Origin of the sequence: Bradyrhizobium sp. ORS 375, assembly GCF_000239775.1 — a bacterium.
GTDB lineage: Bacteria > Pseudomonadota > Alphaproteobacteria > Rhizobiales > Xanthobacteraceae > Bradyrhizobium.
The window spans coordinates 1-11,090 of sequence record NZ_CAFI01000371.1; the positions used below are offsets into that span (position 1 = coordinate 1).

At 65.9% G+C, this 11,090-nt stretch carries 3 protein-coding genes and 1 pseudogene; 3 read left to right on the forward strand and 1 reads right to left on the reverse strand.

Features of this window, described 5'->3' with window-relative positions:
• On the forward strand, positions 1 to 390 hold a 390-nt coding region (locus BRAO375_RS25870), incomplete at its 5' end, for a phosphopantetheine-binding protein (RefSeq protein ID WP_035642217.1).
• On the opposite strand, the gene BRAO375_RS39050 is transcribed toward BRAO375_RS25870, so the two are convergent.
• On the reverse strand, positions 362 to 694 hold the full coding sequence (locus tag BRAO375_RS39050; protein WP_502688962.1) for a hypothetical protein: 333 nt from the start codon (positions 692 to 694) through the stop codon (positions 362 to 364). The two genes, BRAO375_RS25870 and BRAO375_RS39050, sit on opposite strands and share 29 nt — an antisense overlap.
• Here BRAO375_RS39050 and BRAO375_RS25875 point away from each other — a divergent pair.
• Positions 587 to 8,125 (forward strand): annotated as a pseudogene (locus BRAO375_RS25875) (amino acid adenylation domain-containing protein); the annotation flags it as partial. The gene BRAO375_RS39050 and the pseudogene BRAO375_RS25875 overlap by 108 nt on opposite strands.
• Positions 8,126 to 8,287: 162 nt before the next feature.
• The coding region (locus BRAO375_RS39055) for a condensation domain-containing protein (RefSeq protein ID WP_502688961.1) at positions 8,288 to 11,090 on the forward strand (2,803 nt) is incomplete at its 3' end.

The following is an 11,090-nucleotide window of genomic DNA, read 5'->3' on the forward strand; positions in this document are numbered from 1 at the left end:
TCCCAGCTGCCGCTGACGCCGAACGGCAAGATCGACCGCAAGGCGCTGCCGCAACCGGATGCGGCGCTGGCCGAGCGCGTGCGCGTCGCGCCGCGCAATCCGACCGAGGCGACGCTCGCCGCGATCTGGGCCGATCTGCTGCACCAGGACGAGGTCGGCGTCACCGACAACTTCTTCGAGCTCGGTGGCGATTCGCTGATTGCGGTTCAGCTCGTCGGCCGGATCAGGCGCGATCTCGGACGGGATCTGCCGCTGAAGCGGCTGTTCGAGCTGACGACAATCGAGCGGATCGCATCCGCGCTGGCTGTCGATCCGCCAGAAGCCAGGCGCGGCGACGACATCGCCGCGATGTTCGATCTGCTCAAGGAAGTCGAGCTTGCCGATGAATGATCAATCCGGACTCCAGCATCAGCAGCTCAGCGAGATCGCGCGGCGGCTCGCATCGCTCGATCCTGCGAAACAGCGCGCCTTCCTGACACAGCTCGCTGCAAAGGGCATCGATCTGTCGATCCTCCCAATCGCGCGTCAGCAGCTGCAGCGGTCCCCGCTGTCGTTTGCTCAAGCCCGTCTCTGGTTTCTTTGGCGGATGGACCCCGGCGGTGCGGCCTATAACATGCCTCTCGCGATCCGCCTTCGCGGCCGCCTCGATGTTGACGCGCTGCAACGGGCTCTCGATCACCTGGTGATCCGCCATGCCGCGCTCCGCACCGTCTTCCGGCAGGAAGGCGGCGAGCCGGAGCAGATCATCGGCGCGCCGCAGCCCGTAGAACTGCGCCGGATCATCTTCGGCGGAGCCGACCGCGAGCAGCAGGTGGCTCGCGTGCGGCGCGAGCAGGCTGCGTTGCCGTTCGATCTCGAGAACGGTCCACTTTTGCGTGCGGCCCTGCTGGCGCTAGGCGAGCAGGATCACATCCTCGCGGTCACGCTGCATCACATTGTTGCTGATGGCTGGTCGCTACAGGTGCTGATCGACGAGTTCTGGCAGCTCTATCGTTGCGAGGCGCGAGGCGAGGTCCGCCCGCTGCCCGCGCCCGAGATCGACTATGCCGACTTCGCCGTGTGGCAGCGGCTGTGGGCCGGCGCCGCCGAAGGCGAACGGCAGCTCGGCTATTGGACCGGCCGTCTTCGCGACACGGCGATGCTGCAGCTGCCGCTCGATCGTGCGCGGACCGCCGAGGCCGATCAGTCCGGCGATGCCGTGCGTGGCGCGCTCGGCATTCCCCTGGCTGACCGCCTGCGAGCAGTCGCGCAGCGACTCCAGACGACCATCTTCGTCGTCCTGTTGGCAGCCTACAAATTGCTGCTCCATCGCTACAGCGGGCAGTCCGATCTCTGCGTCGGAGTTCCGATGGCCAACCGGGACCGGCCCGAGACGCGGCGGCTGATCGGCCTGCTCGTCGATACGCAGGTGCTGCGCACACAGATCGACACGCGACGCACGATCGCCGAATTCATCGTTGCCGTCCACAACGCCACGCGCGAGGCTCAAGAGAACCACGACGTTCCGCTCGAACGCGTGCTGGACGCCCTGCAGCCCCAGCGTAGCCTGAGCCAGAGCCCGCTCTTCCAGGTGCTCTACAACCATCAGCGCCGCGGGGATCACTCCCCAATCGACGTTGGGACCGAGTTGCAGATCGAGCCGATCGCGCCCGAGATCGAGACCGTCAAATTCGATCTTGCCCTCGACAGCGAGGAGCTGCCATCGGGCGACATTTCGGCGCTGTTCTCCTTCGCGACAGCGCTGTTTGATCGTTCGACGATCGAGCGGCTCGCGATACATTGGCGTGCGATCCTGGAGCTGATGGCGGACGACCCCTCGCGCGCGATCGCGACCATCGATTTCCGGTCGGAGGTCGAACGCGAGACCGTCAGTCGGTGGAACGAGAGCACCGCCGCCGTGACGCCGTTCCTCCCGGTGCATCGCATGTTCGAGAAGCATGGCAAGGACCGACCTGATGCGCCGGCGCTGATCTTCGGGACGGAGACGATCAGCTATGGAGCGCTCAACCAGCGTGCCAACGCAATGGCGCGGCATCTGATCGCGCGAGGCGTTCGGCCTGGCGAGATCGTCGGCATCTCGATGCGGCGCTCGTCCGATCTGGTCGCGGCGTTCATTGCGGTGTTGAAGGCCGGCGCGGCCTATCTGCCGCTCGACCCTGATCATCCGCCAGCGAGGCAGTCCGCGACGGTTCGCGACGCGGGTGCGCGCGTTGTGCTGGCCGCGGCGGCCGGTTTGAGCGAATGGTCCGGGATGGAGGGGATCAGCGCTGTTGACGTCGGCGCTGTTCCCTACGACGGCAGCGGGACCGATCCGGGAATCGACGTTCATCCGCAGAGCCTGGCCTACGTCATCTACACGTCCGGTTCGACCGGCGTGCCGAAGGGCGTCGCCGTGGCCCACGGGCCTTTCGCCATGCATTGCGAGGTCACGGCCGAGCTCTACGAGATGGATCGTCAGTCGCGCGAGTTGCACTTTCTCTCCTTCACCTTTGATGGCGCGCATGAGCGGCTTTGGACCGTGCTGAGCTGCGGTGCTGCGCTGGTGATGCGTGACGCCGATCTCTGGTCGGCCGAGCAGACCCTGGAGGTCATGCGCGCGCAGAATGTCACGAATGCGGGTTTTCCGCCGGCCTATTTGCAACAGCTCGCCGACTTCGCGGCATGGTGCGGCAATCCGCCGCCGGTGTCGCTGTATTCGTTCGGTGGAGAGGCGATGCCGAAGTCGGGCTTCGACAACGTCCGGCGCGCGCTGCAACCACGCAAGCTGATCAACGGCTACGGTCCGACCGAAACCGTCGTCACGCCGCTGGTCTGGAAAGTGAACGCGGAGGCCGAGATCGACTGCGCTTACGCTCCGATCGGCCGTCCAGTCGGACGCCGCTCGGCCTATGTCCTCGACTGCGATCTCAACATCGTGCCGGTCGGAGTCACCGCCGAGTTGCACATCGGGGGCGAAGGGCTGGCGACCGGCTATTGGAATCGTCCGGCACTCACGGCTGAACGTTTCATTCCAGATCCGTATGGCGAGCCGGGCGCGAGGCTGTACCGCACCGGCGATCTGGCCCGCTGGCGTAATGATGGCGTGATCGACTATGTCGGGCGCTCCGACCATCAGCTCAAGATCCGTGGCTTTCGCATCGAGCCCGGCGAGATCGAAGCGCGATTGGCGCAGCAGAGCGGTGTACAGGCGGCCGTGGTCGTCGCGCGTGAGATCGCCGGACGTGAGCAGCTCATCGGCTATGTCTGTGGCGATAGCACTCTCGACGAAAGCAAGTTGCGGGCGGCCCTGCTCGAAGAACTGCCCGACTACATGGTCCCAGCGCAGATCATGCGCGTCGCGCAGATGCCGGTGACGTCTCACGGCAAGATCGATCGCGAGGCCCTGCCGCTTCCCGCCCATCCCGCGGCCCGGACGGACTACGTGGCTCCGCAGACCGGGACGGAGCTGGCCTTGGCGGCGATCTGGTCCGAGTTGCTCGGCCATGCGCGTGTCGGACTGACGGACAATTTCTTCGAGCTCGGCGGCGACTCCATCGTTTCGCTGCAGGTGGTCGGACGTGCCCGTCAACGCGGCGTCTTGATAGAACCGCGCGATCTGTTCCGGCATCAGACGCTTCAGGAACTGGCGCGTGTCGCAAGGCGCGACCATGCTCCTGATGTCGGCCTACGACCGGCCGAGAACGATCACGAGCCGGTACCATTGTTGCCGATTCAGCGTCGCTTCTTTGACGAAGACGCCGGCGAGCGGCATCACTGGAACCAGGCCGTGCTGCTCGTGCCGAAGGCGCGACTCGACTGGCAGGCGATTGGCCGGGCCGCTGCAGCCGTCGTGGCGCAGCATGATGCGCTACGGATGCAGTTCGCCGAGGTCGATGGTGAGTGGCAGGCGACCTATGGCGGGGCACCGTCTGCCGCCGACCTGCTCTGGACGCGCAGCGTCGCCGATGCAACGGAGATCGCGGCGGTCGCCGCAGCCGCGCAGGCGAGCCTGTCGCTGCAGGGGGCGCTGCTCCGGCTGGTCGGAATGGACGTCAGTGATGGAAGCCAGCGGCTTCTGATCGTCGTGCATCATCTCGTCGTCGATGGCGTATCCTGGCGCATTCTGCTGGAGGATCTCGCCTCGGCCTATGGACAGGCTGTGCAAGGTGCCGCGGCGATCGTGCTGGCGCCGAAGAGCCAATCGGTGGGATCATGGAGCAGGAGGCTCGAACAGCACGCCTCTTCCGCAGAGCTGGCGGATCAGCTCGAATATTGGCGGTCGCGTACCGTTCCGTGCGATCTGCCCTGCGACGATGACCATCGCGATATCGATCGGGTCGCCGAGGGCGACGAGGTTGTTGTCGCGTTCGATGCGGACCTGACCACGAAGCTGTTGAAGGACGCACCGGCGGCCTACCGCACGCAGGTGAATGATCTCCTGCTTGCCGCCTTGGCGAGGGCAGTCGGACGCTGGAGCGGGCTCGATGACGTCCTCGTCGAGCTGGAGGGCCACGGCCGGGAAGACATCTTCGAGGGCGTGGAACTGTCGCGGACCGTCGGCTGGTTCACGACCGCCTTTCCCGTCCGGCTCTCGGGTTGCGGGAGCGATGATGCGGCGCTCGTCAGATCGATCAAGGAGGAGCTGCGCGCCATTCCGTGGCGCGGGCTCGGCTACGGCATTCTGCGCCATTGCGGCACTCATGCGCAACGCGCCGCCTTGGCGGACGGTGCACAGCCGCGCATCGTCTTCAACTATCTCGGTCAGTTCGGCTCGAGCCTTGGCCCGGAAAGCGCGTTCAGCATCGCGCCGGAGAGTGCCGGGCCATCGCGCAGCGCCAGCGCGCCGCTGGGCCGCTGGCTCAGCATCAACGGCCAGGTGCTCGACCGCGAGCTGCGGCTCACGTTCGGCTTTGGTCGGAAACGCTATCGCCGCGCCACCGTCCAGCGGCTCGCGGACCATTATGCGGTTGCGCTGCGCGAGGTCGTGGCGCATTGCACCAGCGGCGCAAGCGGCATTACACCGTCAGACGTTCCGTTGTCGCGCCTCAGCCAGCCGGAGCTCGACCTTCTCGGATCCGTGCAGGACTGGCGCGACATCGAGGATATCTATCCGTTGTCGCCGATGCAGCAGGGCATGCTGTTCCACGCGTTGCGTGATGCTGACAGCGGCAGCTATGTCAGTCAGATCGCGGTCGACATCAGCGGTGTCGATGCATCGAGGCTGCAGGCGGCCTGGCAGGCTGTGACCGCACGCCACGCGGTGTTGCGGAGCGCCTTCGTCTGGCGAGAACTGTCCGGCACGCCGCAGCAGCTCGTATTTCGTCAGGTTGCGGTGCCTTTCGTTGCAGAGAACTGGCGCGACCAGGTGGCGGGAATGGATGGCGCCGCGCGCGAGAGCGCGCTGGCGGCCCTCGCGCAGGCCGAACGCCAGGCCGGCTTCGATCTGTCACGGCCGCCGCTGCAGCGCGTCCGTCTGGTTGCGCTTGGCGATGACGCACATCGGCTGATCTGGACGCATCATCACATTCTGCTCGATGGTTGGAGCGCGGCGCGGCTGATCGCAGAGATCATGCAGCATGTTCGTGCAGCGACGCTTCCCGCGGCGGGAGGACGATACCGCGACTACATCGCGTGGCTGAGCCGGCAGGACCGGGAGGCATCAGGCGCATTCTGGTCGCGATGGCTCGCCTCGGTGGAGGAGCCGAGTCTGCTGGTCGATGCGCTGGGCGGACCCGAAGAGGTTGCGGTGGGCCATGCCTCCATCGATCTCGTCATCGACGCGACGAGAACGGAACGGCTGCTGGCCGCCGCCCGGCGCGAGCGGGTGACCTTGAACACGATCTTGCAAGGCGCCTGGGTCCAGCTGTTGCGGCGGATCATCGGCCGGAGCGCTGTCAGCTTCGGTGCGACGATCTCGGGGCGGCCCCCCGAGATCGCCGGCGTGGAGGACATCGTCGGCCTGTTCATCAACACGGTGCCTGTGCTCGATGACGCGAGCCCGGAGACGCTCGTCGGCGATTGGCTGCGCGCCCTGCAGGCTGCAAACGTGGATTTGCGCGAGCACGGTTGGATGCCGCTGTACGAGATCCAGCGGCTCGCCGGTCGCGCCGGTCGTGCGCTGTTCGATACGCTCTTTGTGTTCGAGAATTATCCGGTCGCCGATGTGCTGCGCGATCAGCCGGGAGACGGTCCACGCACCAGCGGCGTCGAGCAGATCTCGATCACGAACTATCCGCTGACGATCGCCGCTTTCGTCGCGCCTTCCGGCATCAAGCTGGGCTTCCGCTACGACCGCAGCCGCTTCGATCGCGCGCAGATCGAGCGGATGCAGACGGCGTTTACCCATCTGCTGGCGCGGATGACCGACGCTGGCGACCGTCCGCTGGCCGAATTGCATGGCCTGGACGACAGCCTGATACGACGTGTGCTCGGCTGGAGCGGGGGCCCTCTTGCGCAGACCGTCCAGGACGCAGCTCTCGACGTCGTGGCGCAGTTCGAGCGGCAGGCGGCGAGGCGTCCGGCTGCGATAGCTCTCGTGACCGATGATTCATCGATGAGCTATGCCGAGCTGAACGCACGCGCCAACCGCTTGGCGCGGCAGCTTCGCGCCCGTGGTGTCGCTCGGGATGCCTTGGTCGGGCTCGCATTCGAGCGCAGCATCGACATGATCGTTGCCGTGCTCGCGGTGCTAAAGGCTGGCGCGGTCTATCTCCCGCTCGATCCCGATTATCCTCATCCGCGACTGATGGCGATGCTGCGCGACAGCGGCGCCAGGATGATCTTGACCATGTCGGGGCTGAAAGACCGCTTCACCGCGACGAATGTCGCGGGGGGGATCGATGTGATTGTGACCGACGCGGCCCATTGCGGCCAACCCGCCGAAAGCGATCGGTCGAACCTCTTGCTCCCCGCCCATGCCGAAGATCTCGCCTACGTGATCTATACGTCGGGCTCGACTGGCGTCCCCAAGGGCGTTGCCTGCACGCGCGAAGGACTGGCCCACAGGCTGGCCTGGATGCAGGCGGAATATAAGCTCGCGCCAGATGAAACCCTGCTGCAGAAGACGCCGTTCGGCTTCGACGTCGCGGTCTGGGAGATGTTGTGGCCGTTGACGGCCGGCGCACGACTGGCGATCGCGCCTCCCGGCGCGCATCGCGAGCCGAAGCGTTTGATCGACGCGATCACGACCTACGGCGTAACCACGCTGCACTTCGTCCCGCAGATGCTGGCTCAATTCATCGCCGAGCCGGAAGCGGTGCGGTGTACGAGCTTGAAGCGCCTGTTCTCCGGCGGCGAGGCGCTCGCGGTCCAGCTCATGGATCAGGTTCGGACAACGTTTCCGTCCGTCCGTTTCGACAATCGCTACGGGCCGACCGAGACCCTCATCAATGCGACGTTCTGGAATTGCTCGAGTGTGGGCGGGCGGCGGGTGCCGATCGGATATCCCATTCCCGGAACGGTGCTGCGCATCCTCGATGCCGACCTCAACCTTGTGGATGAGGGAACGACCGGCGAGCTGTACATCGGTGGCGCGGGGCTGGCGCGCGGCTATCTCGGTCGCGCTCCGCTGACCGCGGAACGCTTCATCGCCGATCCCTTCGGATTGCCGGGGGCGAGGCTGTACCGCACCGGCGATCTCGCACGATGGCGCAGCGACGGCGCTATCGACTATGTCGGTAGGGCCGACCATCAGGTGAAGGTCCGCGGCTTCCGCATCGAGCTCGGTGAGATCGAGGCGCGCCTGCTGCAGCAGCCTGCTGTCAGCGCCGCCGCCGTGATCGTGCGCGAGATCGGTGAAGCACGCCAACTGATCGGCTATGTGAGCGGTGATGTGGCCTTGGACGGCGCCGTGCTCCGCGAGGCGCTGGCCGTCGAGCTGCCGGACTACATGGTGCCGTTGCGCATCGTCGTGCTCGACCGTCTGCCGCTGATGGTGAACGGCAAGGTCGACCGTCTTGCGCTGCCGGCGCCGGAGATGGGTGATGCGACTGGCCGGGTCCCGCCGCGAACGCCGAACGAGATCGCGCTCGCCGCGATCTGGGCAGAGCTCCTGAGCCAGCCGGAGATCGGAATCACCGACAATTTCTTCGAGCTCGGCGGCGACTCCATCATCTCCCTGCAGATGGTCAGCCGCGCGCGCCGCGTCGGTCTGGCGATCGAGCCGCGCGATGTTTTCAAGCATCAGACGCTCGAGGCTCTCGCGCGGGAGGCCCGTCGCGAGCTGCAGTCCACGACTCATGCCGAGCAAGGCCGCGTTGCCGGTCCGCATCCGCTGCTGCCGATTCAGCTCAGGTTCTTCGAGCAGGAGCTGCAGGTCCCGGATCACTGGAATCAAGCGGTGCTGTTGCGGCCCCGTCGGCGGCTGGAGTGGGATACGCTGCGCCGCGCGGTCACTTTTGTCGTCGCCCGGCATGACGCACTGAGGCTGCGCTTCGCCCGCGTCGACGGCATCTGGCACGCGGATCACGACTCGTCGGCTGCCCTCTCCGAGTTGTTCTGGTCATGCGAGGTCGCCGATGCCGACGCGGTGACGGCGCTCGCCACGGAAGTTCAGGCGAGCCTCTCGCTGACAAGAGGTGTTCTCGTTCGGGTCGTCGGAATGGATCTGCCGATGGGCGAGCAGCGGCTGCTGTTCGTGATTCATCACCTCGTCATCGACGGCGTCTCCTGGCGTGTGCTGCTGGAGGATGTGGCTGCGGCTTATGAGCAATTCGCCCGCGGAGAGCAGGCGGTGGTGTTGCCGCCGAAGACTCATGCCTATGCACAATGGAGCGCCGCGCTGCACGCGCATGCCGGCTCCGACGAGCTCGCCGCGGAGCTCGAATATTGGGCGCGCGCAAGATCGACGAGCGTCATTCCGTGCGACAACGCGTCTGACGTACGCGATACGGTCGCCGATGCATGCGAGGTCACGTTGGACCTCGAGGCCGATCTGACCAGGCGTCTGCTCGGGCCGGTCCATGCGGCCTATCGAACCCAGGTCAACGACATCCTGCTGTCGGCGCTGGCGCGCGCGGTGTGGCAATGGTCGGGCCGAGAGAACATCGTGATCGAGCTCGAAGGTCATGGCCGCGAGGACATTGGCGCCGGCCTCGACCTCTCGCGGACGATCGGCTGGTTCACGACCGCGTTCCCCGTACGGCTCGCCGGAGGAGGCGAGAATCCGGCGTCGCTGATCAAGGCGACGAAGGAGGTGCTGCGCGCGGTGCCGCACTGGGGTCTCGGTTACGGCCTCCTGCGCTATCTCGGCTCCGACGCGCAACGCATGGCGCTCTCGGCCGGTTCTGAGCCGCAGATCGGCTTCAACTATCTGGGTCAGGTGGACGGCGACGCCGGCGATGCTGCGTTGTTCGCCAGCGCGACGGAAAGTGCCGGCCCTTCACGTGCCGCGTCGAGCCCATTGCGGCACCACCTCGCCATTAATGCCCGCGTGCAGGGTGGCCTTCTGAAAGTGTCGTTCGGCTTCAGCCGCAAGCGCTATCGCACCGCGAGTGTCATTGAACTGGCGGATTGCTTCAAGGCCGCGTTGAAGGAGATGCTCGATCACTGTGCGAGCGATGTCCACGGCCTGACGCCGTCCGATGTGCCGCTCTCGAAGCTGACCCAGGCCGAGCTCGATGTGCTCGCACTGGATTGGCGCGAGGTGGAGGACATCTATCCGCTGTCGCCGATGCAGCAGGGCATGCTGTTCCATGCAGCGCATGACCACGGCACGGGCCTCTACGTCAACCAGCTGACGGCCGAGATCTGCGGCCTCGATTCTGACAAGCTGCATGCCGCCTGGCAGGTGGTCACTGATCGCCACGACGTCTTGCGCACCGGCTTCCGATGGCGAGAGTTGGCGGGATCGCCGCAGCAGATCGTCTATCGCCGCGCAGACATCCGCTTTGTCGAGGAAGACTGGCGGGGGCGCCTGGCCGGCTTGACTCCCGCGGCGTTGGAGGATGCGCTGAGCGCAATTGCGCGGCGCGAGCGCGCGGATGGCTTCGATCTGTCGCGCCCGCCGTTGCAGCGCCTCAGACTCATCAGGCTGGACGACAGCCGTCACTGCCTGATCTGGACCCACCATCACATCCTGATGGACGGCTGGAGCTCGGCCCGGTTCTTGGCCGAGGTGATGCAGCTGCTCGAGCAGGGCACCCTTCCGACGCAGAGGCTGCGTTATCGCGACTATATCGCTTGGCTTCAGGCGAGAGATCATGATGCGGCATCTGCATTCTGGCGCGTTGCGCTCGCGCAGCTCGACGAGCCGAGCGCGCTGACGTCAGCCGGTGAGAGCGTCGGCGCCGGTCACGGCTCTCTGTCGATGGCGGTGGATCCGAATCTCAGCGAGCGGCTGCAGCAGTTCGCTGTCCGCGAGCGGGTGACCCTCAACACCGTCGTTCAGGCCGCTTGGGCGCTCTTGCTGCGCCGGTATGCCGGCCAGGACACGGTGTGCTTCGGCGTGACCGTATCCGACCGGCCCGCTGACCTCGTCGGTGCCGAGGAGATGATCGGCCTGTTCATCAATACGCTGCCGGTTGTCGATCGCGCCCATCCGCAGCAGACCGTCGGCGCCTGGTTGCGTGAGCTGCAGGATCGTAACCTCGTTCTGCGTGAGCACGGCTGGATGCCGCTCGCCGACATCCAGCGGCTCGCCGGACGGGCCGGGCGTCAGCTGTTCGACACCATTCTTGTGTTCGAGAACTATCCGATCGATCAGGCTCTCAAGACGAAGCACGGACAACTCAGCGCCAGCCGGACGCAGATCCTGGAGACCAGCAACTATCCGCTGTTCGTCAGCGTGGGAGTCGATGGCCAACTCCGGTTCGTGTTCAACTATCAGCGGCAACATTTTGACGAAAGTCAGATTCAGAGGCTGCAGGCGGCGCTGGCGCGACTGCTTGCTGCCGTCAGCCGCGATCCGGAGCAGACCGTCGGGCGCATCACCGCGGATAACGACGGCGATCTCGCGCTGCTCGCGCGGGCCAACGACACGGCGCGCGTGGCATCGTTCACCGGTCTCGTCGCTCAATTCGAAACACAGGCTGCCGCGGATCCCGATGCAGTCGCTGTCGTCGACGGCGATGAGACGATCAGCTATGGCGAGCTGAACGCGCGAGCGAACCGGT

Excerpts from the sequence above, each read along its gene's own strand:
- BRAO375_RS39050 (WP_502688962.1), bottom strand. The coding sequence starts at position 694 with ATGGCGGATCACCAGGTGATCGAGAGCCCGTTGCAGCGCGTCAACATC.